We start from the raw sequence: 23,861 nt of genomic DNA on the forward strand, positions 1-23,861 counted from the left end.
ACGTTCCTCCAGAAAGAGAATCAGCCCACCGAACCGACGAATTCGCGACCGGGCCCGGAGACCACGGCGAGGGACAACGTGTGCGTCACCAGTTCCTGCAGCGTCGCGACCGCCGACTTCGGGTCGCGCGCGTCGCAGGTGATCAGCGGGATCTCCGGGGACAGCGCGAGCGCGTCGCGGACCTCCTCGAGGTCGTGCACCGGCATCCCCTCGAACTGGTTGACCGCGACGATGAACGGCAGTTCGGAGTCGTTCTCGAAGTAGTTGATCGCGGCGAACGACTGGTCGATGCGGCTCGTGTCGACCAGCACGACGGCGCCGAGCGCGCCGCGCGACAAGTCGTCCCAGAGGAACCAGAACCGGGCCTGACCCGGCGTGCCGAACAGGTACAGGAGCAGGTCTTCACGCAGGGTGATCCGGCCGAAGTCCATCGCGACCGTGGTGGTGGACTTGGTTCCCGGGGGCACCAGCTCGTCGACGCCGACGCCCGCCTCGGTCATCCAGGCCTCGTTGCTCAGCGGCGGGACCTCGGAGACGGAGCCGACGAACGTCGTCTTGCCCACGCCGAATCCACCGGCGACCACGATCTTCGCCGAAATGGCGAGAAGATCTGTGTCCGACTGGGAACCCGCGACCGCATTCATGTCGCCAGGGCGCTCTTTCACGACGTCACTCACGCCCTTCCTGAATGGCGCCCTGACACCCCGAATGCGGGGCGTGACGGCCGGGGCGGGTTCGATTTGGGTACTCGTGCGGCCAACGACCCGAAGGCTCCGCCGCTCCGTCTGAGTCAGACCGGGAGGCGCTTGAGTCCATCGAGGATCCTCTCGAGCACGTTCGTATCGTGGTTGTAGGCGTGTGCCGTCGGGTGCACGAAGACCGCGCCCTGGGTGGCGAGGTCGCCGATGAGGACGCGGACCACGCCCAGCGGCAGGTCGAGCCCCACCGACAGCTCGGCGATCGACGAGCGGTCGCGGGCGCGCTCGTACAGCGAACGCGATTCGGGCATCAGCGCCTCGGCCAGCGCCGGGTCGTAGCGCGGCACCGAGATCAGGGTCTCCACCAGCAGCAGGTGACTGCTCTTGGTCCGGCCGCCGGTCAGCGCGTACGGCCGGATTCTGCGGCTGCGCATCTTGACCGGCCGGTCCGGAGCTTGGTCGCTGGACACGGTCATCCCTTCCTTCTCCGGATTCTCAGGCCTGCGGCCGTCGGGCGGTCAGGACCTGCCGGAGTCCCGCGCGCACTTCGGGGGTGAGGGCGTGACCGGCGTTGGTGATGAACTGGGTCATCTCGTAGGCGACGACCTTCATGTCACAGTCGGGTTCGGTGAGCACGGCGAGCCCGGCCTCGGCGCCGATCCCCATGAACAGGAAGTAGCCGCGGGTGAGCCGGATGATGATCTGCTCGCAGTTTCCCTTGCCGAACAACGAGGCACTGTTCCCGGCAAGACTGAGCAGGCCGCTGGCGATGGCGGCGAGCTGCTCGGCGTCGTCGTTGGACACCGATTCCGAGGCGGTCAAAGGGAAACCGTCGACGGACATGATCAGCGCGTGACTGGCGCCGTGCACCTTCCGCACGAAATCGTCGAGCAGCCACGTGAAATCCGTGGTCGCGTCCTGGGCGGTCACTGGGTGTTTCCTCCGGTCTCACGCTCGCGCCGGTCATCGAGAGCGGCGCGCTCGCCGTCGGTGAAGGCGTCGAGGTCGGCCAGCAGCGCCTCGTGCCCGTCCGCCGAGTCGGCGGGCGGAATGGTCGGCGGGGCCGGTTCGTCGGGCAAAGTCCTGATACTGCGGGAAACCCGGCGCGGCAGGCCACTGGGCGTGGTGCCACCGTCGGCGGGCGGGGGGACGGCGGCACGCGGACGCGGGCTGGGCTTCCGCTCCGGTTCCGCCGAAGACGGCGCGGGGCGGCGCCTCGGCAGCCCCGACGGCGTCGCGACCGGGCTTCCCACGGGAGCTCCATTGGCGATCTTCGTCTGCGGCAACACCACGGTTTGCGTGCCGGACCACTGGGTTTCCGCCAGCTCCGACACCACCGGAACCGGCAGCAGCACGGTGGCGACCGTGCCGTGCGGGGTGCGGCGGTCGAGTTTGACGGTGATCTCGTGCCGGTCGGCGAGCCTGCCGACGACGGCGAGGCCCATGTGCCGCACCGAATCGTCGTCGAGGACGGGACCGGCGGCGAGGCGCTCGTTCAGCACCGCGAGGCGTTCCGGTGGCATGCCGATGCCCTCGTCCTCGATGCGGATCAGCACACTCCCCTGCTCGGTGAGATGCGCGCTGACGCTGACCGGGGAACTCGGCGACGACTGGTTCGCCGCGTTGTCGAACAGCTCCGCGAGGATCCGGCTGACGTCCTCGGCGGCGAAACCGACGACACCGAGCGGGGCGACACGGCCGATCGTGATCCGCGAGTAGTGGTCGATCGACGACATCGCGGCCCGCATGACGTCGAGCACGGACGAGGTCCCGGCCGCCGCGTCGTCGGCGTCACGGCCGGCGAGGACGCGCAGGTTCTCGGCGTTGCGCCGCAACCGGGTCGCCAGGTGGTCGAGCCGGTAGAGCTCGGCGAGCCGGTCGGAGTTCTCCTCCCCCGCCTCCATCGTCTCCAGCTGCGCGAGCAGCTGGTCGAGCAGGTTGAGGTCGCGCAGCGCGACGTTGGAGCAGACGCCGGCGAGTGCTCCGGCGTCCGGCGCTTCCACGGCGGGCCGCTGTTCCGCAGCCGGTTCGGGCGGCGGCGCCGAAGGGGCGTGCCGGGGCGGAGCGGCGAGGAACTGCGCCGCGGCGACCCGGGAGCGGTCCAGAAGAACCCGTGAGCGGTCAAGCAAGCCTCGAGCCCGCGTCACCATGTGCTTCCACTTCTTTCTCTTCACGTACCCGGACCCGTATTGCACTCCCCAGTGACAACGTCCGACATGCAAGCAGACGGAACTACCGGTGTCCACAACCGGTTTCCGTTCAACCGCTGGCAGTGACCTGATAACGAAAGCGTCGCGGCTGGTGAGCGGTGCGCGCTAGGCCATTCGGCTCAATTTGCCCATCGGCCGCGTCGTGTCGTGTCCGAAAAGTGCGGAGTGCGCATAAATTTGCGCGCCCCGCAACTTTTCTCTACCCTGGCCGTCGTGACCACCGACTCGGCCGCTCCTCTCGGACTACGCGAACGCAAGAAGCGCGCGGCACGGCGCGCCATGAGCGAGGCCGCGTTGAAACTCGCCATGGAGAAGGGCGTCGAGCAGGTCCGCGTCGAGGACATCGCCGGCGCCGTGGGAGTCTCGCCACGCACGTTCAACAACTACTTCTCCAGCAAGGAGGAGGCGATCTGCTCGTTCATCGTCGAACGACAGGAACGCCTGCGGGAGGCGCTGCGCACGCGGCCGCCGGAAGAGACGCTGTGGGAGGCGGTCAGCGCCGCGACGCTGGAGACCTACAGCCGCGACGGTGAGCCGAACCGCGACTCGGTGAAGGTCGCGCGCTCGATGATCCTGCACCCGTCGGTGCACGGCGAGTTCCTCAAGGCGCACGCCACCGTCGAGCAGGTACTCGCCGAGGCGATCCTGGAACGGGCGGGAGCCGGGCCGGAAAACGCGTTGAACGCGCGGCTCATGGCGGCGATCGTGGAGTCCGCGGTGAAGACCGCGTTCTTCAACTGGCTGGTGAACGAGGGTGCCGAGCCGTTCCTGAGCACGGTCGAGACCCTCCTGCGCGAGGCCTCGTCCGGCGTCCCCTCGCTCACCGGACGCGAACCGGTGAAGAAACCGAACAAGAAGTAACACCCTACCCACCACTGGGGGAGAAACCGTTGTGCTGACCAAGCTGTTGCGCACTCACCTGCGCCCATACCGGCGAGACCTGTGGCTGATCGTGCTGCTGCAGTTCGTCCAGACCCTCGCCGGGCTCTACCTGCCGACCCTGAACGCCGACATCATCGACGACGGCGTGGTCAAGGGCGACATCGACTACATCCTCGGCGTCGGCGGCGTGATGCTGCTGGTGTCGCTGGTGCAGATCGCGTGCTCGATCGGCGCCGTCTACTTCGGCGCCCGCACCGCGATGGCGGTCGGCCGCGACGTCCGCGCCGCGATCTTCCACCGCGTACAGGACTTCTCCGCCCGCGAAGTCGGCCAGTTCGGCACACCGTCACTGATCACCCGCACCACCAACGACGTCCAGCAGGTGCAGATGCTGACGTTGATGGCGTTCACCCTGATGGTGTCGGCGCCGATCATGTGCTTCGGCGGCATCGTCATGGCGCTGAACCAGGACGTCACGCTGTCCTGGCTGCTGGTGGTCGTGGTCCCGATCCTGGGCATCTCGGTCGGCGTGATCATCGCGAAGATGCGCCCGGCCTTCCGGCTGATGCAGGAGCGGATCGACAAGATCAACCAGATCCTGCGCGAGCAGATCATGGGCATCCGCGTGATCAGAGCCTTCGTCAAGGACACCCACGAGCGGCGGCGGTTCACCACGGCCAACACCGCGCTGCTGGACGTCTCACTGATCGTCGGCAGGCTCATGGCACTGATGTTCCCCATCGTCATGCTCGTGATGAACGCCTCCAGCGTCGCCGTGCTGTGGTTCGGCGGGCTGCGCATCGACGACGGCAGCATGCAGATCGGCGCGCTGACCGCGTTCCTGTCCTATCTGATGCAGATCCTGATGGCGGTCATGATGGCCACCTTCATGTTCATGATGGTGCCGCGCGCCGAGGTCAGTGCCGAGCGCATCACCGAGGTGCTCGACACCCACTCCAGTGTCGTCCTGCCGCTGAACCCGGTCAGCCCCGGGCGAGTGCACGGGCGGCTTGAGCTGTCCAATGTGGAATTCCGTTACCCGGGCGCGGAAAAGCCGGTCCTGCAGGAGATCTCGCTGCTCGCCAGTCCCGGCGAGACGACCGCGATCATCGGCAGCACCGGCAGCGGGAAGACCACGCTGCTCAACCTCATCCCGCGGCTGATGGACGCCACCGACGGCTCCGTGCGGGTCGACGGCGTCGACGTCCGCGAACTGGATCCGACCGTGCTGTCCGACGCCGTCGGGCTGGTACCGCAGAAGCCGTACCTGTTCGCCGGGACGGTCGCGAGCAACCTCCGCTACGGCAAGGCCGACGCCACCGACGAGGAACTGTGGCACGCGCTGGAGGTGGCACAGGGCAAGGAGTTCGTCGAGCGGATGCCCGAGGGCCTCGACTCCCCCATCGCACAGGGCGGCACCAACGTCTCCGGTGGTCAGCGGCAGCGGCTCGCGATCGCGCGCATGCTGGTGCGCCGCCCCGAGATCTACCTCTTCGACGATTCCTTCTCCGCACTCGACTACGCGACCGACGCCGCGCTGCGGCGGGCGCTGGTGGCCGAGACCGCCGAGGCGACCGTGGTGATCGTCGCGCAGCGGGTCAGCACGATCCGCAACGCCGACCGCATCATCGTGCTCGACGAAGGCCGGGTCGTCGGCAGCGGAACGCACACCGAACTCATGGACGGTAACGAGACCTACCGGGAAATCGTGCTGTCCCAGCTGACCGAACAGGAGGCCGCCTGATGAGCGCGCCCGAGTCCACAGCGGACACCTCAGGCAGTTCAGGCGCGTCGGCCACGCCGGCGAAAGGCGTTGGTGAGCGAGCGAGCGCACCCCGCGGGCCGGGCGGAGGCGGCACCGTCTTCAGCCGTGGCCCCGCCGCCCTCATGAGCGGTCCCGCGGAGAAGGCCTTGGACTTCAAGGGATCGCTGAAACGCCTGTTGCGCCTGCTGCAGCCGCAGCGCGCCGTGCTGTACGGCATCCTGGCCTTCGGTGTCGCCAGCGTGACGCTGAGCGTCATCGGCCCGAAGATCCTCGGCATGGCGACGGACCTGATCTTCGCGGGCGTCGTGGCGCAGAACCTGCCCCAAGGGGTCAGCAAGGAAGAGGTCATCGCCGGGCTGCGGGCGAAGGGCGACAACACCCTCGCCGACATGTTCTCGGGGATCGACTTCGTACCGGGTCAGCGGATCGACTTCGACGCCGTCGGCCAGGTCTTGATGTGGGTGCTGCTGCTCTACATCGTGGCGTCGTTCTTCGCGCTGCTGCAGACCCGGCTGACCACGAACCTGGTGCAGCGGGCGGTGTTCGAACTCCGGGAGCGGATCGAGGAGAAGTTCGCCAAACTCCCGCTGAGCTACTTCGACCGTCAACCGCGTGGTGAGGTGCTGAGCCGGGCGACCAACGACATCGACAACCTCGCGCAGTCGCTGCAGCAGACCCTCGCGCAGATCGTGACGTCTCTGTTGACGGTCGTCGGCGTGCTCACGATGATGTTCGTCATCTCGCCGCTGCTGGCGCTGGTCGCGCTGCTTTCGGTTCCGGCCTCGGTGCTGGTCGCGGCGAAGATCGGCAAGAAGGCCCAGCCACAGTTCATCAAGCAGTGGTCCACCACCGGGCGGCTCAACGCCCATATCGAGGAGATGTACACCGGGCACTCGCTGGTCAAGGTGTTCGGCCGCCGCGAGGAGGCCCAGGAGGTCTTCCGCGAGCACAACGACACGCTCTACGGCGCGAGCTTCAAGGCGCAGTTCATCTCGGGCACCATCCAGCCCGCGATGATGTTCATCGGCAACCTGAGCTACGTGCTGGTCGCCGTGATCGGCGCGCTGCGGGTGGCGTCCGGGACACTGTCGCTCGGCGACGTCCAGGCGTTCATCCAGTACTCGCGGCAGTTCAGCCAGCCGGTCACGCAGATCGCCAGCATGGCGAACCTGCTGCAGTCCGGCATCGCGTCCGCGGAGCGGGTCTTCGCGTTGCTCGACGCGGACGAGCAGGAGCCCGAGCCCGCCGAGCCCGCCCGGGTGCAGACGGTACGCGGCCAGGTCGAGTTCGAGCACGTGTCGTTCCGGTACGCGCCGGACACCCCGCTCATCGAGGACCTGTCGCTCACCGTCGATCCGGGGCACACCGTCGCCATCGTCGGGCCGACCGGGGCCGGGAAGACCACGCTGGTCAACCTGCTCATGCGGTTCTACGAACTCGACGGCGGCCGGATCACCCTCGACGGCGTCGACATCGCCGAAATGGACCGCGAGGACCTGCGGTCCAAGACCGGCATGGTGCTGCAGGACGCGTGGCTGTTCGGCGGCACGATCGCGGAGAACATCGCCTACGGTTCCGCGGGCGCCACGCACGAGGAGATCGTCGCGGCGGCCAAGGCGACCCACGTCGACCGGTTCGTCCGCACCCTGCCCGACGGCTACGACACGGTCATCGACGACGAGGGCGGCACGGTCAGCACCGGGGAGAAACAGCTGATCACCGTCGCGCGGGCCTTCCTGGCGAAGCCCGCGATCCTCATCCTCGACGAAGCGACCAGTTCGGTCGACACCCGGACCGAGGTACTGATCCAGCGGGCGATGAATTCGCTGCGCCAGGGGCGGACGAGTTTCGTCATCGCGCACCGGCTCTCCACCATCCGCGACGCGGACGTCATCCTGGTGATGGAGAACGGCTCGATCGTCGAACAAGGCGACCACGAAACGCTGCTGCTCACCGGCGGTGCGTACTCGCGGCTCTACGCCGCCCAGTTCGCCGAGGCGTTGGCCGAAACCGACTGATCAACCCTTCGTGAAGGCCCCTTTCCCTACTCTCACAGTGGGAAAAGGGGCCTTCACCACGCGTAGGTGCGGTGAACGGCGCTAGGCTGGCGTGACCGATCCGGAGAGGGGTGCGCTGGCCGACCATGGCGGAGAAACTCGGCGAATACCGCCGTAAGCGCAAACCGGGACGGACCCCCGAACCCATTCCGGATCGCGACGGGGCAACCGGGTCCGACGATCTTTTCGTCATCCAGGAGCACCACGCGAGCAGCCTGCACTGGGATGTCCGTCTGGAACGGGACGGCGTGCTGGTCTCCTGGGCGGTGCCGAAAGGCCTGCCGATGTCGCCGGATCTCGAACGACTGGCGGTGCACACCGAGGACCACCCGATGGAATATCTCACCTTCGAGGGCGAGATCCCCGCCGGCGAATACGGCGGCGGCCGCATGACCGTCTGGGACACCGGCCGGTACGAAACACTGCACTTCAACGACCACAAGGTCGAGGTCGTCTTCCACGGGACGAGGGCGCGCGGGAAATACCTGTTCCTCAATGTGAAGAAGGACGGGAACGAGCGCGGCTGGCTGCTCAAACGGCTCGACCCGGCCGATCCCGGCCGCACGGAACTTCCGCCTTTCCTCGCCCCGATGCTGACCAAACCCGGCCGTCTCCCCTCGACCGGCGAAGACGCGGAATGGGCCTATGAATTCGACTGGTCCGGGCGACGCACCTTGCTCCGGGTGTCCGGTGGCCGGATCACCGCCTACGACGATTCGGGCGACGACGTGACCGGGCTGTACCCCGAATTCCGCGGGCTCGGCGAGCAACTGGGGGCCACGGAAGCCTTTCTCGACGGGGAAATCGTCGTCTTCGACGGCGGGAAGCCCAGCGCGGAGGGGCTCGGGCACCGGGCGCGTGCCACGAAGAGTTCCGCGAAACGGCTCACCGCCCGGTATCCGGCGTTCTACCTGGTGACCGATCTCCTGCATCTGGACGGCCAGGCCTGCCTCGAATCGCCCTACGTCGAGCGACGGGATCTCCTCGACGGACTCGGCCTCGCCGGACCGCACTGGCAGGTCCCCCGGCATTACCTGGGTGACGGCGGAGCAGTCGCGCGGGCGGCTCGCGAGCACGGACTCGCCGGGATCATCGCGAAACGCGCCGACTCCGCGTATCACCCGGGAAGGCGTACCGGGGACTGGCTTTCCATCACCGGAACAAGGGTCCAGCAAGTGGTGCTGGGCGGGTGGCGGCCCGGTGGCGGCAGCCGCGCGCGCACCTTCAGTTCGCTACTGCTCGGCGTTCCGCACGAAGACGGCTTGCGGTACATCGGAAACGTCGGCGTCGGCTTCGCGGGCGACGAACTGGAAGAGCTTTCCCGCCGGCTGTTCCGCCTGGAGCGCAAGACATCCCCGTTCCGCTCTGTGCCGGACAAACAAGCGCGGGACGCGCGCTGGTCGCGGCCGACCATCGTCGGCGAAGTCGTCTTCGGCGGCTGGACGGACGCGGGCTGCCTGCGCCATCCACGCTGGCGTGGCCTGCTGCCGGACGTCTCCGCCGACGAGGTCGAACTCGACGGCTGAGCACGCCGCCGGACAAGCGGACCGGCTCATCGGATGTCGGGATCACGAACGGCGAAAGAGTACCCCGGTCGGGGGAGAGCTCACCGTCCACTGCGTCGAAAGGACGGACGAGGCTAGTTCAGCACCTCTTCGACGTCTCGGCGGACGTCGAGGTCGGCGCCGACCCCGCTGATGTCCAGGATGCGCGACACCAGCGTGGTCTTCACGATCACCGAGAACCGTGGTGCCACGGCATTGGCCTCTTCGAGGGCGTGCAATCCGGCGCAGCTGAGGAAACCGACTCCGGACAGGTCGAGGACTACCCGCTTCGCCGAGACGCACGCGCCGCTGAGTTCGGTGCGGAACCGGCCGACCGTGGCCGCGTCGATCTCCCCCACCGCAGTGAGGACGAGGACGCCGTCCGGGCGGCGGCTGCTGGTCACGGCCAAGGGAGGCGGGTCGCCGGGAACACGCTTGCCAGGCAACATTGGGGGCGCCTCTCTCCAGACCACCAAGTGCCATCGACGGTACTCGGCGGCGGCGCGAGGTCAACCCGGGCTAACTCATTTGAGCCATTTCGGGCGAGAACCTTTACTTACCTTTTGCCATTGCGCTACGAAACGCCGGTGCGCGGCTTCGGCCGTGGCCAGCGAACGGCCATGCAGAAGACCGTACGTGAAAGCGTTTTCGCTTTCGGCGTAGGCGCGAAGTCCGAGGAGTCGCAGGACATCTCGGGTGACCACCACGTCATGATGGGTTCCCAGCGTGGTTTGCACCGCCTTGACGTTCTTCCGCCACTTTCGAAGTTTCTTGCCACTCACCGGCCGCACCGTGTCCGCGGCGTACCGGGCACGCTTGGCCTTCTTGCGCACCTCGTGCAACGCGGCGTCCTTCTCCGCACCGGGCGCCAGGTCGGCGACCGCCGCGACGGCCTCACGCAGTTTCCGGTCCGCACGCGCCACGGCCTTACGGAGTTCTTTCTTGCCATCCTTGATTTTCCGCGGCCTCGCGGCGAGCTTCTCCAGTGCTCGCAACAGATCCAGATACCGCTTGCTGTCGAGCGCCCGGACGGCCCGCGCCCGCGCCTCCTGCGCCTCGCGTTCGAAGTGCCGCGTCATCAACTGCTCGACGTTGCCGAGGACCAGTTCCGGCGGCAGCGCCTTGACCTCGTCGTGCAGGCGTTCCGCCATCACCTCGTTGTCCCGCGCCGGTCCGAGCTCTCCACCCAGCCAGCGGAGTTCGGCGGCGAGTCCATTCGCGACGTCGGCGTCGAGGGAACGCCGGAACGTCCGCAGCGCGCCGCGCAGCTGCCTGCTCGCGACCCGCATCTGATGCACCGCGTCCTCGGCATCCCGGCGCACCCCGATGTCGTTGCGGCGCAACATGTCCAGTTGTTCGGTGAAATAGTCCGCCAGCACCGAACCGGACGCTCCCCCAGCCGACGGGACAAGCTCGTCGGTCAGTCGCCGGAGCTTCGACGGCCACCTCGACCGCTCCGCACCCGCTTTCACGACAGCCCGATCCAGACTGTCGAGTACCGCGGGATCGGCGCCGGGCGAAAGCTCGATCTCGATCTCCCGCCAGCGGTCGAGGTGCGCCTTCTCGCCACCCGCCTCGCCGGTGACGACGTCGTCGGTCAGGGTCGCGAGCTCGTGCCCGTCCCCGTCGAGCAAGGCGTACGACGTGCGCTCGGTGCGCAGATGCGCGACCTGGACCAGTTTGGCGCCGAGGGTGCGCCCGCGGACCAGTTTCGCCAGCGCACCGGGCACCTTGTCCGGCTTGCCCAACAGCGGGACACGCAGTTCCTCGCGCTTGTCCTCGCCGACCGGGAGTTTGAGGTGCCAGCCCTCGTCGCTTCCGCCCAGCCTGCGCCGCAGCGTGATACCGGCCTGCGCCAGCCGGAAGTCGGCGGTGTCGAAGTACGTGGCATCGAGGACGTCCACCCTCGGTTCGGCCTGGTTCGTGACGGGACCGGCCGGGACCAGTGGCGGGATGGGCCGATCGGCCGCCAAGTCGTACTTTCGCTCGATCTCCGCCTCGGTTACCGGGGCACCACCCTGCGTCTTCGCCACCACGAACTCCTTCTCCTCGGCTACCTGGAAGGATTACCCCCCGAAGTGGTGCCGGGAAACCCCCATCGGGTCATTCCTCCATCCGGTCGTACCGGTCCGCCCACTCGGCGAGCATTTGACGTGACTTCTCCTCGGTCAGGCTATCGCTTTCCAGCCGCGCAACAAGAGAATAGTACGCTTCGACCGCCACCCGATCGTCGATGAACACTCCGGCCGCATAGGAATCCGTGTACACCACCGCGGGATGCTCGGTGAATTCCATGATGGTGAACGAATTCTCGATAGTTCTGCTCACTTCGTTCGTTTCGGGCACGATGCGAATGGAACAATAAGGCAGATTCGCCGACAGGACGAGATGCAACAGTTGCTCGTGCATGATCCGCGGGCCACCGATGACCGAACGCAGCGCGCGCTCGTGGACGTAGAACCGGCACCGCGGCGGGCGATCCCGCTGGAGCAGCTTCTGCCGTTCCATCCGGGCGTGCACGATCTGGTCCAGTTGCGCCTGGCCGCGGTTGCCGATCAGCTCGTAGGTGGTGCGGGCGTACGGTTCGGTCTGCAGCGTCCCGGGTAGCATCAGTGACTCGTAGCGCACGATGGTGTGTGCGAGATTTTCCTGGATCATCAGGGATTTCATCGGATCGACGAGCTCGTCGAAGTACGGCCGCACCCAGTAGAGGTCGTTGCCCGCCTGCGTGAGTTCCAGGAGCAGATCGCGTTCGGGTTCCGCCTCGCCGCAGGTCGCGAGATACAGCGCCGCGTCGACCACGGACAACTCACGCAGTCCCTGCTCCCACCTCGTGACCTTGCTCTGCAACCAGCCGTTACGGCGGCTGACGTCGGCTCCGCTGAAGTGCCTGCGCTGCCGGAACGCCTTCATGCGGTGGCCCAGTTCCCGGGTCCGCGCCGTCGAATCCTTCTCAACCATGCGGGCCAAAGTAGAGCCGAACTCCGGCCGCGCAGTGACTGCCACGCGGTAATTCACCTCAACTGCTGATAACTTGCGCTCGCGCATTCCCGCGAAGCGCTGCTTCGCGGGCGAAGCACCTTCGCGCGCGAAGGGTTCTTAACGTTTATAGCGCATGAAAGGAATGGGGTCGAGACGCGGAAAAGGGAAATTGTTGCGGTGACGGCAGGGGCGGGGCGATTCGGGTTGGCACGTGGATCGTCGCGCGAGGTCGGCTCGCTCGGTGGTACACGCGGCCAGTGCCGGAGGCGCCGCGAAGGCCCTCACAAAACCCAGCAGCACCTTCCCCAGTACATGAAGGCCCCTTCACTGCGCCTAGCGCAAGGAAGGGGGCCATCACGTACCTCCCGCGTACAAGACCGGAACCACGCGTAGGGAGCCAGGAGAGGGTTCGTTCTCTTGACCCGTAGGGCAAATCGGGTGTGTCGCGAACGTGGCTTTCGCGATATGGGCGGCCCGGCGGCAGCCTCCACAGACTCCAACCCCAGCCCGACGCCACGCCCGTCCCACATCGGCCGGTAGTGAAGGTCTCCTTCCCTACCTTCAGGGTAGGCAAGGAGGCCTTCACGGACCCGGCTAGCGCGATACCCCCGCACGCCACATTTGGCGTACCCCTCAATGCCCCCCCAGGCGCTGTCCCCTGTGGACACCTGCGAGCGGGTGCGCCCTCGCTCATCTCAAGTTCGCTTGAGGAGAGCTCACAACCGTTTGATGCTTTCGTAGCCACACACCGAGAAAACTGCATCAAAGTTTCAACCGAAGTATCAACGATACGCTTGAACCTCATGAGCCAAGACATTCGAGACTTCGTGACGCCCTCGTGCGACCTGCTCGGCCTGGGCGAGCCGACGCACGCGACCCCGGTCTTCGCGGAGGTTCGCAACGACCTGTTCGCCCAGCTCGTCGACCGGGGTTTCCGCTCCATCGCCCTCGAAACCGACCGCGTGGCCGCGCTCGTCGCGAACGACTTCGTCCAAGACGGCACCGGCACCCTCGACCTCGCGATGAGCGAAGGCTTCAGTCACGACTTCGGCGCTCTGGAAGCGAACCGGCGGCTGATCGCTTGGCTGCGCGAGTACAACGAGAACCGCCCGCCCGGGGAACGTCTGTCGTTCCACGGTTTCGACGCGCCGACCGAGACCTTCTCCGCCCCCAGCCCTCGGCAGTACCTCGAATACGCCGACCGCTACCTCGGCTCGTCCCAGGACATCGCGAAAGTGGCGGGTGACGACGAACGCTGGAGCCGTACGGAAGCGGTGATGGACCCCGCCGAGTCACCGGGTGCGACGGCGGATGCCTACCGGCTGCGCGCGATCGCGTCGGATCTCCTGACCGCGCTGCGCGCCCGCAAGCCGGACGTGGGATGGTCCCGCGCCGAGCTCCACCTCATGGCGGGCATCGATCTGCTGCGCTATCACCGGCAGTGCGCCGAACCTCTCGACCAAGGCGAGCGGTATCAGCGCCTGTCCGCGGTCAGGGACGCGATCATGGCCCGGAACCTGCTGGACATCCGCGCCGCCGAGGCCGGTCGTGGCGCGACGATGGTGTTCTCGCACAACCTCCACCTCCGGCGCACCGGAACCGACGCCGCCGGCGGGCTGGTTTCGCCGCTGCTCGGCGATCGGTACACCTTCGTCGCGAGCACCCTCGGCCGAAGCGAGGCCATGGGGCTTCAAGCTCCCGAGGCCGACACTTACGAAGGGTTTCTGCGAAAGCACATCATCACCGATTGGGGGCTGCTTCCGGCCGCCGAGGTCCCGCCCGCCCGTGTCCGGACCGATCCCACTCCGCAGCAGGGCTACTTCCCGCTCGGCCAAGCGCTCCTCGATGACGCGGACGTGATCCTGCACGTCGAGGGTTAGCCGTCGAACCGGGTGACGCCTCCTGCCCTCTGAAGGCGTCACCCGGCCACGAGCACGCGCCGTCACCCCCAGTCCCGCGAATCCGGGACGGCGCGAAGTCCGCTCACCCGGAGTCGAGTCAACACATCGGCGCCATAACTTCGCCAAACGCGGAGGCCGATACTCCCTCTCCCCGCTATCCCGGAATCGCCCCGAAGCGGATCTTCGTCAAGGCTTCACGAGCCCGGTCCCGCTGCCGCCCGTCCCGGTCGACGGCGGAAAGATCCCGGAGCGCGCGTAGTTCCCACACCGGAAATCCCAGTTGCCGGAACAACCCGGCCGCCGTGCGGAGCCCTTCGGCGGCTTCGGTCGCGACACCTTCGTCCGCTCGCAGACGGCCGAGGCTGAGCAAGGCGTATCCGCCACCCCGGCGGTCACCGAGCGCGCGGAACGTGTTCATCGCGAGGCCCAGCTGCTCCTCGGCCCGGTCCGCTTCACCGGCCAGACGCAGGGATTCGCCGAAACTCCGATGCGTGTAGGCGGCCGCGTGCCGGTGGCCGACGTGTTCGAACAGCTCCAACGACCGGGAAAGACACCGTTCGCTCTCCCCCGCGTCCCCCGCCTTCGCGTGGAGATCGCCGAGGCTGCGCAGAACATGCGCCTCCCAATGGCGTTCACGCGCGCTCCGGGTACCGGTCAGCGCGCTCGTCAGCAGATCACCGGCTTCGTCGAGGCGACCGTTCCGGCGCAGGACGTCGGCGTAGCGTTTGGCGGACCGGTCGTGCTGCCGTCCGTCGTCGCAGTGAAGCGAAAGCAGCAGGCTCGCCTCGAAACACTCCTTCGCCCGCCCGAAGTCACCGAGGTCGTCCCAGAGCGAGCCGAACTGGGCCGACGCCATCGCCTGCCCGGCCAGGTCACCGCAGTCCCGGTACAGGTCCAATGCCTCGCGCAACGCGTCGACCGCCGACCGGGGACGGCCGGAGTCCGCGTCGACGTCGGCGAGCGCGACGAGTGCGGCCCCGGTGCCCCGCCGATCGGCCGCGGCCCGGAATCTGGCCTCGGCCAACGCGAAACACGTCCGCGCCCGTGCCAGGTCACCCGCGTTCGAGTGGGAATGGCCGAGCTTCAGCAGTTTTCCCGCCTCCGCGGGGAGATCGAGGCGTTCGCGCACGATGTCGAAGCCGAGTAACGCCAGTGAACCGCCACGCCGGGGGTCGACGAGATCGCTGTGAGCGTCGGCCAGCCGCGCGGTCAGGTCGGTCCAGCCGTGGCCGCTCGCGGTCCGGGCGGCGAGGGCGAGGTTCGTGATTTCCGCGTCGCGCCAGCCGATCGGGTCGGCCGCGACGCGGTCCAACGCCGCCGCGGGCGCGTCCACCCCGCGGACGGGCGAGTACTCGGCACCGAGCGCGGAGGCCGCGTGTTCGGCCAAGGCCGCGGTGACCGTCAACGCGCGTTTGAGGGCGTCGGGGTCCGGCGGTTCCCGGAGCGCGAGACGGGTCAGGCCCGGCAGCCGGAACCGGAGGAAGCCCGCCTGATCGGGTGCGGCGTGGAGCAGATGATCGTCCACCAGTTCGTCGAGCCGCTCGGCCGCCTCGCGGGACGAACAGCCCAGCAGGGCGGTCGCGAACCAGTCGGCGATCTCGACGGCACCGGGAAAACCGAGCAACCGCAAGGAATTCCGCTGCCGTGGTGACAGTTCCGCGAGGGCTTCGGTGAGCACCGGACGGACGGCGAGGTCACCGGCCGCGAGTTCGTCGAGGCGCAGGCGCTCGTTTTCCAGCCGGGTCGCGAACTCGGCGATACTCAGCCTCGGTCGCTGCAGCAGCTTCATTCCCGCCGCGCGTACCGCCAGCGCGAGCCCGTCGCAGCAGGCCAGCAGCCGCCGGACGGCGTCGGGTTCGGCGGACGGCCGGTCCTCGCCGATGATCGCGCCGAGCAGCACCCGCGATTCCGCGTAGGACAGTTCACCGACTCGGATCGGCCGGGCGCCGACCAGCCCGGCCAGCCGTCGCCGTGTCGTGACGATCGTGGCGCAGCCGGGACCGCTCGGCAGCAACGGCCGGACCTCGGCCTCGGACCGCGCGTTCTCGAGGAGCACCAGCAACCGCCGGTCCGCCGTTTGGCTCTGCCAGAGAGAGACAAGCCCCACCCGATCCCGCGGGAGTTCCGTCTCCGCGAAGCCGAGGGCGCGGAGGAATCCCTTGAGCACGTCGCCGGTTTCGCGCAGGTCGGCGACGAGCTGACCGTCCGGGAACCGTTTGCGCACCCGCCACGCGGCGTGGACGGCCAACGCGCTCTTCCCCACTCCCGCCGCGCCGTGCAGCACCACCGGTGCCGGTCCGCGCAGCGCGCGTCCCAGCTCCGCCAGTTCACCCGCCCGGCCGGTGAAATCCGGGGTCGACGGCGGCAGGCGGCAGGGCGGCCCACCTGCCGACCAGCCGGTTCCGGCGATCCGGCGGTGAACCTCCAGCAGGTCTTCTCCCGGCGACACGCCGGCGTGCTCCCAGAGCAGGTGACGGCACCGGTCGAGGACGGCGAGCGCGGCGTCCCGGCGACCGAGTCCGTGCAGTGCTTCGGCCAGCCATCCGGCGAGGCACTCGTCACCCGGCCGCTCGGCCAGTTCCGGCCCGAGCCGATCGGCCACCGCTTTGTGGTCACCGGCCGCCAGGTCCAGCTCGACGAGCTTGCCGAGTACCGAGCTTCGCCGGTCCTCCAGCCACAGTTTGTGCGCCTCCAGCAGCGGCCCGGCCGGGACGTCGGCGAACGCCCGGCCGCGCCACAGCCCCAGTGCCCGTTCGAGCAGCGCCCTGCGCTCGTCGCCGGTCGCCGTCGCGGCCGCCGCGGTCAGACCGGTGAAACCGGCGACGTCGAGCTCCCCTTCCGACACGGTCAGCAGGTAGCCGCCCCGGCCCGACGGCAGCCGCTGCCGGGCGTCGTCCACCGCCAATCCGGGTGACAAGGCCTTGCGCAGCTTGGAAACCGCCATCTGCACGACGGCGGCGGCACTCGACGGCGGCCCCTGCGGCCAGAGTTCGTCCACGAGGGTGTCCCGGTGGACGAACTCGTTCGGCCTGGCCAGGAGCACCCCGAGCACCAGCCGGGGCTGAGCCGCCGACGGCAGCGGGACCGAGGCCCTGAGCGGGCCGAGCACCTTGAACTCCACGAAGCACCTATCACCTGGACGGGTGGGCAGAATCTAACCCGGCACGGTCGCTGATTCGCCGCTTCTCACCCGGATGGCCGCCCCCCTACTTTCCGGTGTGGGCGAGCAGCCTGTCCCGCAAGGCGGGTTCGTCCGCGAGCGCCTCGTTCAAGGTGTGCTCCAGCAACGGCTTGAGATGCCCGTACGGCCGCTTCGACCAGTCGAGGGGGCCGAGCGGCGGCTCCGGGTCGTATTCGATGACGAACTGGATCGTCCGCGCGATCTCGGCGCCGACGAGCCGCTCGACCAGATGCAGCGCGAGGTCGATCCCCGCCGACACCCCGGCGGCGGTGATCACGTTCCCGTCCTCGGCCCAGCGTTCGGCGACCGGCTCGGCGCCGAACGCGCGCAACAGGTCCCGGAACATCCAGTGCGTCGTGGCCCGGCGACCCTCCAGCAGCCCCGCCTGCCCCAGCACCAGCGAGCCCGTGCACACCGAGGTCACCAGTTCCGCGTTCGCGGCGGCACTTCGCACGTAGTCGACCAGCTTCTCGTCGGCGAGTGCCTTCAGCGTCGGTGCGGCGCCGCCGGGTACAAGGAGCGCGTACGGCGACGGGACCTCGTCGTAGGTGTGGGTCGCCACGAGCTTCAGCGGATTGTCGGTGACGACCGGGGCCTTCGTGTCGCCGACCACGACCGTCCGGTACTCCTGCCCCGCGCTCGCCATGCCGTCCAGCACGGTCAGCGGTCCGACCATGTCGAGCGGGGTCATCCCCGGGTACACCACGAACGCGATGGTCTTCTTGTCCTCTGTCATGGGCGCAACGGTGTCGCAGCCGAGGAACCGAGGTGACCTCGATGTCCGGATTCCTGCGAACTACGTCCTACGGCCGGGTGAGGCTGCTAGCGTTCGATCATGCCGGGTTCACCCAGACGAGTGTTGATCGTCGGTTTTACCCACGCCGAGCTGCTCGACATCGCCGGTCCGTCGGACGTCCTGGACGCCGCCACGAAACTCGGCGGACGGCCGGGGTACGAGATCATGCTCGCCAGCGTGGACGGACGCGGCATCCGCTGCGAATCCGGCCTGACCCTGCAGGCACAGCACCGGCTCGACCAGGTGACCGGCGCACTCGACACGCTGATCGTCGCGGGCGGTACCGGGCACGAGACCGCCGCCGCCGACCCGCGGATCGTCTCCCACATCCGCAGGCTCGCGCAGCACAGCCGTCGCGTCGCGTCGGTGTGCACCGGCGCCACGGTGCTGGCCGCGTGCGGGTTGCTCAACGGGCGGCGTGCTACCACACATTGGCGGTTCGCGAACCGGCTCGCGACGAATTATCCGCAGGTGAACGTGGACCCCGTTCCGTTGTTCGTGCGCGACGGCAACGTCTACACGGCGGCGGGCGTCACCAGCGGGATCGATCTCACCCTCGCGTTCGTCGAGGAGGACCACGGGCCCAGCCTCGCCAGGGAGACCGCCCGCATGCTGGTCACCTACCTGCAGCGGCCGGGCAATCAGGCACAGGTGAGCATGTTCCTGTCCGGTCCGCCGCCGGAGAACCGGCTGGTCCGCGACATCACCGCGTACGTCGCCGAACACCTCGCAGGCGACCTGAGCACCACCGTGCTCGCCGAACGGGCCGGCATCAGCACCCGTCAGCTGACCAGGCTGTTCGACGCGCATCTGAGTACCACGCCCAGCCGGTACGTCCGCGCGGCGAGGACCGAGAACGCGGCGAAACTGTTGTGCGGCACCGAACTCCCGCTCACGTCGATCGCGAGGCGGTGCGGTTTCGGCTCCACCGAGACACTTCGCCAAGCCTTCCTCGACCATTTCGACACTCCCCCGTCCGCGTATCGGCGGGTCCATCTGCGACAGGCGTTCGGCTAGGCCCGACGCGCGGCGGCCGATACGGGCTGTGCAGGATGTGCGGGTGAACCGCCGCGACCTCTCCGACGACGACACCGGCCCGATTCGCCGGGTTACGGACCCTCCGTCCGGTCGTCCGCCCGGAACGTCCCGTTCGCCGCGCCGGCCCCCACCCGAAGGCGTCCGGCGCCCGCGTCCCCCGGCCGCCGCCGAGCGGCCGCGGCCGGCCGTACCGGGCAGACGTCGCGCCGCCGGACCGAAACCCGAACCGAAATCCGCGCCGGTCGGTCACGGGCACGCGCATGGCCACGGACCGGCGGCACCCGCGTCACGCCGGGTCCGGCTGCTGCTGATGTGGCTGCTGATCCCGCTCGCCGTCGCGACCGTGGCCGGGATGGTCCTGCTCTACCCATGGGGCAAGGATCCGGCGAAAAGCGCCTTCCCACAGGGAACGCCGGTGAACGCCACGATCACCGCGACGATCACCGGTCCGTGTCTCGCCGAAGGCCAGGTCCAGGTCGGCGAACCGTCGCCGGACGCGAAACCGTGTCTCACCAGCGAATTGACGATGACCGACGGTCCCGGCACCGGGAAGCCGCTGAAGCTGACCCTCCCGATCGAGCCGAGTACGCCCCGGTTCGCCGCGGGCGACAAGGTGGTGCTGTCCTACAACGGCGGCGACGCCGCGAACCCGGCGTCGTTCCAGATCGTCGATTTCCAGCGCGGGACGCCGTTGCTGCTGCTCGCCGGACTGTTCGCGCTCGCGGTCATCGTGCTCGGCCGCTGGCAGGGGCTCGCCGCGCTGCTCGCGCTGGGGCTGAGCTTCCTGGTGCTGGCCCTGTTCGTCCTGCCCTCGATCCTCGCCGGGGAAAGCCCGCTGCTGGTGGCGATCGCGGGTGCGGGGGCGATCATGTTCGTCGCGCTGTACCTGACACACGGGTTGTCCGCGAGAACGTCGGTGGCGGTGCTGGGCACCTTGGTGAGCCTGATCCTGATCGGCGTCCTGTCGGCGATCTTCTCCGCCGCGGCGTCGCTGACCGGACTGGACGACAGCACCTCGCAGCTGATCGGCTCGCTCGGGCACGGGATCGACGCGCGAGGCCTGCTGCTGGCCGGCGTCGTGATCGGCGCGCTCGGTGTCCTGGACGACGTCACGGTGACGCAGACAAGCGCGGTGTGGGAGCTGCGGCGGGCGAACCCGTCGCTCGGCTGGCGCGAGCTCTACGGCGCGGGCCTGCGGATCGGACGGGACCACGTCGGTTCGGCGGTCAACACGCTCGTGATGGCGTACGCGGGCGCGGCGTTGCCGGTACTGCTGTACACGTCGCTTTCGGGCGTGGGACTCGGCTCGATCCTCGGGGCGGAGGACATCGCCCAGGAGATCGTACGGACACTCGCCGGGAGTGTCGGCATCGTCGCGGCCGTACCGGTCACCACCGTGCTGGCCGCGTTGATCGCCTCGCGGGAGCCTCAAGAGTCCCGGTGGCCACAAGCGCCCCAAAGCAAGACCCGCGCCTGAGCCTGGCGATAACGGTGATGGGCACGAGCTTGGATCTTCCGTTGATCAAGATGTGAGACGAGCAGCGCCCAATGGCACTGCCAGTCGCGACGGCGGCATATCACGAGACCGGACCATCTCCGCCGCTTCACTCCAAGGTCGCCACGAACCTGCTGACGGCTTCCATCGCGAATCGCTGGATGTACTTTCCCGCGGGCGCCGCCGAAGCCAGCCGGTAGAGCGGCCGCTCCGCCGCCGCGTCCCCACGCGCCTCCGACTTCAGCTGGGCCACCAGCAGTTCCGAGAACACCAGGCCGTTCGCGTCGGTGTTGTTCAACAGCGCGTTCGCCAGCCTGCGCAGTTGCAGGACGCCGAGTTCCCGGCCGCCCGCACCGGAGTAGACGGCCAGGTCGACCTTCGCCACCTTGCGGCGTACGCCCGCGTTCACCAACAGGCTGACCGTCCGGGTGCCGCGTACGTCGCTGATGACCAGATCGATGCGCTCGGCCTCGGTGAGCGCGATCCGCCGCAGGCCCCAGGTCCGCACAATGAGCGTGTCGCCTTCGAGCCAGACACGGCGGCGCAGGTTGTAGAACATGACGTAGAGCAGCGGCAGCGCGATCACCCCGGCGACGATGAGACCGGCGACCTCACCGCCGATCAGCCCGGTGATCCCGCCGAACGCGGCCGCGAAGATCACGACACCGACGATGCCGGAACAGCCGCGCCGGCGGCGGAGCTTGGGGTCGTCGTGGAACAGCGGGAGACGCTCGGGCGTCTCCGGTCCGCCTGCCTGCTCGGCCATCTCGCTCACGATCCCGTCCCGGCCAGGAACGGGTTGCCCGCGCGCTCCTGCCCGATCGTGGTCGCCGGGCCGTGGCCGGGCAGGACGACGGTGTCGTCGGGCAGCGTCATCACTTTGGCACCGAGGGACCGCACGAGTTCGTCACCATCGCCGGAGGAGCGGCCGATCGAACCGGCGAACAGGCTGTCGCCGGTGAGCACGATCCGGCCGCCCTCGGCGGAGGACAGCCCGAAGATCACCGAACCGGCGGTGTGGCCCGGTGTACGGGACACCGTGATCTCCAGCCCGGCCAGCCTGAGCGGGCCCTCGACGAGTGGCACGATCCCGTCCTTCCATTCCCCGGCGTCCGCGGCCAGGAGCGGCCTGTCCGCCTCGTGCAGATACAGCGGTATTCCGTGGCGCGCGCCGACCTCGGCCGCCGAAGCGACGTGATCCGGGTGGCCGTGGGTGGCGAGCATCGCGACCGGCGTGAGCCCGTGTCCGGACAGCGCGGCCTCGAGCGGCTCGCCGATGTCCTCGCCGGGATCGACGAGGACGCACTCCCCGCCGCCCTCCGGGGCGAGCAGATAGCAGTTGGCTTCGAGGGGGCCGGCCGGAAATCCGACAACCAGCACGAAACGCCTCCTCAAATCTTCCACCGAACAGGTGACAGGATGGCCCTGATCACGATCAAGTAAGCCTAGCGGCCCCTGTACGGGGGCCTCACAGGCTGTGCCCATAGACTTCCCCCACCTCAGACGTGTGACATCGAGTGGAAACCGGGAGGGCGGGTGCCGACCAACCAGCAGCGCCGCGAAGCCGCGAAGCGCAAGCTCGAGCGACAGATCGTGCGACGGGCCGAAAAGGCCAAGCGGCGCAAGATCGTCGGCTCGGTGGCGGTCGTCGGCGTCGTCGCGATCGTGGCAGGCGCGGTGTGGTGGATCGTCAGCAGTAACAGTGGTGACGATGCCGCCTCCGACGCCTCCCCGAGCTCGGCTCCTCCGACCCCCGAGGTCACCATCCCCACGGAACGCGCGCCGATGCCCAAGCGGGCGACGCCGCTGGCGAACCCGGTGACGTGTGACTTCAAGGACGACGCCTCGAAGCAGGCGTCGAAGAAGGTGAACAAGCCCGAAGGCAAGGACGTCTCGTCGAACGGCACCGTCAACCTCGTGCTGAAGAGCACCGCGGGCGACATCCCGCTGACGCTGGACCGGGCGCTCGCGCCGTGTGCCGTGCAGAGCTTCATCAGCCTCTCGCAGCAGGGCTACTTCAACGACACCAAGTGCCACCGGCTCGGCACCACCGGCCTGCAGATGCTGCAGTGCGGTGACCCCGAAGCCACCGGCATGGGCGGTCCGGGCTACACGATGCCGGACGAGGCGTTCCCCGAGATCAAGTACGGCCGCGGCATCCTCGCGATGGCGAAGACGCAGCAGCCGAACTCCGGCGGCAGCCAGTTCTTCATGGTCTACGGCGAAGCCGAACTGCCCGCCGAGTACTCGGTCTTCGGCAGCATCTCCGACGAAGGCCTGAAAGTGCTCGACAAGGTCGCCAAGGCGGGTGCCAACGCGCAAGGCGGCAACGGCGACGGCACCGGCCCGCCCAACACCGAGGTCAAGTTCACCGGCGTCACGGTCAACGCCTGACGTCAAGCCGGAGCCTGCGGCGGGTGAGCCCGGTAGCCGCCTTCCCCAGTACATGATGGCCCCCTTCCTTGCGCCTAGCGCAAGGAAGGGGGCCATCATGTACTTCACGCGGGCGAGACCGCAGGTGACGTCAGCGGTAGGTGAACTTCGGCGGCCGCCGTGCGAGGAACGCGGCCACGCCCTCGGCGTAGTCCTCGCCGTGCAAGGCGCCCAACCGGATCTCGTCCACCTCCGCGTCGGATTCCTCTTGCCCCGCCACGATCTTCTCGATGATCCGGTTCATCCCGCGCACCGATGCCTGTGAACGCGAAGCCAGCGTCTCGACGAACTTCATCGTCGACGACTCCAGTTCCTCGGCGGGAAAGACGTCGTTGAGCAGCCCGATCTCCCGGGCCCGGCGCGCGTCGACGAGTTCGCCCGAGAGCAGGAAGTACTTCGCGTGCGCCGGGCCGACCAATGAGATCAGCTGCCGCGTCGAGTCGAAGTGGTAGACGATGCCGAGCTTCGATGGCGTGATGCCGAATCGCGAGCCTTCGGCGGCGAACCGGAAGTCGCAAGCGACCGCGATCTGGCACCCGCCGCCGATGCAGTTCCCTTGGATCATCGCCACGGTCGGCTTCCGCGACGCCGCCAGCGCCGCCACGGCCCCGTCGACGGCTTTGTCATAGGTTTCGGCGGCGTCGGCGGTGGACCGCAGGTCCCGGAACTCGCTGATGTCCGCGCCCGCCGAGAAGTGCGCGCCCGCGCCGGTCAGCACGAGCACCTTGATCGCCGGGTCCGCCTCCACCCGCGCCACCACGTCCGGGATGGCCGACCACATCCCGTAGGTGATCGCGTTCATCTTCTCCGGCCTGCTGAACATCAGGCGCGCGACCTCGCCGTCGCGAGTGAATTCGAACCCGTCAGTCATGTTCCGCA

20 protein-coding genes are annotated in these 23,861 nt (G+C 68.4%); 8 read left to right on the forward strand and 12 right to left on the reverse strand.

Features of this window, described 5'->3' with window-relative positions; translation table 11 throughout:
* Positions 1 to 20: 20 nt before the first annotated feature.
* The 4 genes from AVL48_RS11910 to AVL48_RS11925 all read right to left on the reverse strand — a co-directional run bounded on the left by AVL48_RS11910 (position 21) and on the right by AVL48_RS11925 (position 2,848).
* On the reverse strand, positions 21 to 644 hold the full coding sequence (locus AVL48_RS11910) for a GTP-binding protein (protein WP_061982653.1): 624 nt from the start codon (positions 642 to 644) through the stop codon (positions 21 to 23).
* Between the two features lie 146 nt (positions 645 to 790).
* On the reverse strand, positions 791 to 1,174 hold the full coding sequence (locus tag AVL48_RS11915) for a DUF742 domain-containing protein (protein ID WP_044855021.1): 384 nt from the start codon (positions 1,172 to 1,174) through the stop codon (positions 791 to 793).
* 19 nt (positions 1,175 to 1,193) lie between these two features.
* On the reverse strand, positions 1,194 to 1,628 hold the full coding sequence (locus AVL48_RS11920) for a roadblock/LC7 domain-containing protein (RefSeq protein ID WP_061982427.1): 435 nt from the start codon (positions 1,626 to 1,628) through the stop codon (positions 1,194 to 1,196).
* Complete coding sequence (locus AVL48_RS11925) at positions 1,625 to 2,848, reverse strand: sensor histidine kinase (protein ID WP_061982426.1); 1,224 nt, start codon at positions 2,846 to 2,848, stop codon at positions 1,625 to 1,627. Before AVL48_RS11925 ends, AVL48_RS11920 begins: the two co-directional genes overlap by 4 nt.
* A 273-nt stretch (positions 2,849 to 3,121) precedes the next feature.
* On the opposite strand from AVL48_RS11925, the gene AVL48_RS11930 reads away from it, so the two are divergent.
* The 4 genes from AVL48_RS11930 to AVL48_RS11945 all read left to right on the forward strand — a co-directional run bounded on the left by AVL48_RS11930 (position 3,122) and on the right by AVL48_RS11945 (position 9,138).
* Positions 3,122 to 3,769 (forward strand): TetR/AcrR family transcriptional regulator, encoded by a 648-nt coding sequence (locus AVL48_RS11930; protein ID WP_061982652.1) that lies wholly within the window; start codon positions 3,122 to 3,124, stop codon positions 3,767 to 3,769.
* 31 nt (positions 3,770 to 3,800) lie between these two features.
* The gene (locus tag AVL48_RS11935) at positions 3,801 to 5,534 is read left to right on the forward strand and encodes an ABC transporter ATP-binding protein (RefSeq protein WP_061982425.1); all 1,734 of its coding nucleotides are present in this window, start codon (positions 3,801 to 3,803) and stop codon (positions 5,532 to 5,534) included.
* Positions 5,534 to 7,573: an ABC transporter ATP-binding protein gene (locus tag AVL48_RS11940; RefSeq protein ID WP_061982424.1), complete on the forward strand. Its 2,040-nt coding sequence runs from the start codon at positions 5,534 to 5,536 to the stop codon at positions 7,571 to 7,573. The genes AVL48_RS11935 and AVL48_RS11940 overlap by 1 nt, the downstream gene beginning before the upstream one ends.
* Before the next feature lie 110 nt (positions 7,574 to 7,683).
* Positions 7,684 to 9,138, forward strand: a complete 1,455-nt coding sequence (locus AVL48_RS11945) for a DNA polymerase ligase N-terminal domain-containing protein (protein WP_082857617.1) — start codon at positions 7,684 to 7,686, stop codon at positions 9,136 to 9,138.
* A gap of 113 nt (positions 9,139 to 9,251) precedes the next feature.
* Here AVL48_RS11945 and AVL48_RS11950 read toward each other — a convergent pair whose 3' ends face one another.
* The 3 genes from AVL48_RS11950 to AVL48_RS11960 all read right to left on the reverse strand — a co-directional run bounded on the left by AVL48_RS11950 (position 9,252) and on the right by AVL48_RS11960 (position 12,117).
* Complete coding sequence (locus AVL48_RS11950; protein WP_061982422.1) at positions 9,252 to 9,605, reverse strand: STAS domain-containing protein; 354 nt, start codon at positions 9,603 to 9,605, stop codon at positions 9,252 to 9,254.
* 75 nt (positions 9,606 to 9,680) lie between these two features.
* Entirely contained in the window at positions 9,681 to 11,189 is a 1,509-nt protein-coding gene (locus AVL48_RS11955; protein WP_244162571.1) for a CYTH and CHAD domain-containing protein, read from the reverse strand.
* A gap of 70 nt (positions 11,190 to 11,259) precedes the next feature.
* Positions 11,260 to 12,117: a helix-turn-helix domain-containing protein gene (locus tag AVL48_RS11960; protein ID WP_061982420.1), complete on the reverse strand. Its 858-nt coding sequence runs from the start codon at positions 12,115 to 12,117 to the stop codon at positions 11,260 to 11,262.
* An 824-nt stretch (positions 12,118 to 12,941) separates the two neighbouring features.
* Here AVL48_RS11960 and AVL48_RS11965 point away from each other — a divergent pair.
* Positions 12,942 to 14,018 (forward strand): erythromycin esterase family protein, encoded by a 1,077-nt coding sequence (locus AVL48_RS11965; RefSeq protein ID WP_061982879.1) that lies wholly within the window; start codon positions 12,942 to 12,944, stop codon positions 14,016 to 14,018.
* A 175-nt stretch (positions 14,019 to 14,193) separates the two neighbouring features.
* Here the strand turns inward: AVL48_RS11965 and AVL48_RS11970 are convergent, their stop codons facing one another.
* Together AVL48_RS11970 and AVL48_RS11975 are read right to left on the reverse strand one after the other, a co-directional pair.
* Positions 14,194 to 17,160 (reverse strand): AfsR/SARP family transcriptional regulator, encoded by a 2,967-nt coding sequence (locus AVL48_RS11970; RefSeq protein WP_061982878.1) that lies wholly within the window; start codon positions 17,158 to 17,160, stop codon positions 14,194 to 14,196.
* An 85-nt stretch (positions 17,161 to 17,245) separates the two neighbouring features.
* Complete coding sequence (locus AVL48_RS11975) at positions 17,246 to 17,956, reverse strand: DJ-1/PfpI family protein (protein WP_061982877.1); 711 nt, start codon at positions 17,954 to 17,956, stop codon at positions 17,246 to 17,248.
* Between the two features lie 99 nt (positions 17,957 to 18,055).
* Between AVL48_RS11975 and AVL48_RS11980 the strand changes: the two genes are divergently transcribed.
* Complete coding sequence (locus tag AVL48_RS11980; RefSeq protein WP_061982876.1) at positions 18,056 to 19,033, forward strand: GlxA family transcriptional regulator; 978 nt, start codon at positions 18,056 to 18,058, stop codon at positions 19,031 to 19,033.
* Between the two features lie 43 nt (positions 19,034 to 19,076).
* Positions 19,077 to 20,531 carry a YibE/F family protein gene (locus tag AVL48_RS11985; protein WP_061982875.1) on the forward strand — a complete coding sequence of 485 codons (1,455 nt, stop codon included), beginning with the start codon at positions 19,077 to 19,079 and terminating at the stop codon, positions 20,529 to 20,531.
* Positions 20,532 to 20,658: 127 nt separating this feature from the next.
* Here the strand turns inward: AVL48_RS11985 and AVL48_RS11990 are convergent, their stop codons facing one another.
* The gene (locus AVL48_RS11990) at positions 20,659 to 21,315 is read right to left on the reverse strand and encodes a hypothetical protein (RefSeq protein WP_061982902.1); all 657 of its coding nucleotides are present in this window, start codon (positions 21,313 to 21,315) and stop codon (positions 20,659 to 20,661) included.
* Positions 21,316 to 21,320: 5 nt separating this feature from the next.
* Positions 21,321 to 21,929 carry an MBL fold metallo-hydrolase gene (locus tag AVL48_RS11995; RefSeq protein WP_061982874.1) on the reverse strand — a complete coding sequence of 203 codons (609 nt, stop codon included), beginning with the start codon at positions 21,927 to 21,929 and terminating at the stop codon, positions 21,321 to 21,323.
* A gap of 156 nt (positions 21,930 to 22,085) precedes the next feature.
* Here AVL48_RS11995 and AVL48_RS12000 point away from each other — a divergent pair, with 156 nt between their 5' ends.
* On the forward strand, positions 22,086 to 22,943 hold the full coding sequence (locus tag AVL48_RS12000; RefSeq protein WP_061982873.1) for a peptidylprolyl isomerase: 858 nt from the start codon (positions 22,086 to 22,088) through the stop codon (positions 22,941 to 22,943).
* 130 nt (positions 22,944 to 23,073) lie between these two features.
* Here the strand turns inward: AVL48_RS12000 and AVL48_RS12005 are convergent, their stop codons facing one another.
* Positions 23,074 to 23,853, reverse strand: coding sequence for an enoyl-CoA hydratase/isomerase family protein (locus AVL48_RS12005; RefSeq protein ID WP_061982872.1), 780 nt, complete (start codon positions 23,851 to 23,853; stop codon positions 23,074 to 23,076).
* Positions 23,854 to 23,861 lie beyond the last annotated feature (8 nt).

Source organism: Amycolatopsis regifaucium (assembly GCF_001613935.1).
In the GTDB taxonomy this organism is placed as follows: Bacteria; Actinomycetota; Actinomycetes; order Mycobacteriales; family Pseudonocardiaceae; genus Amycolatopsis; species Amycolatopsis regifaucium.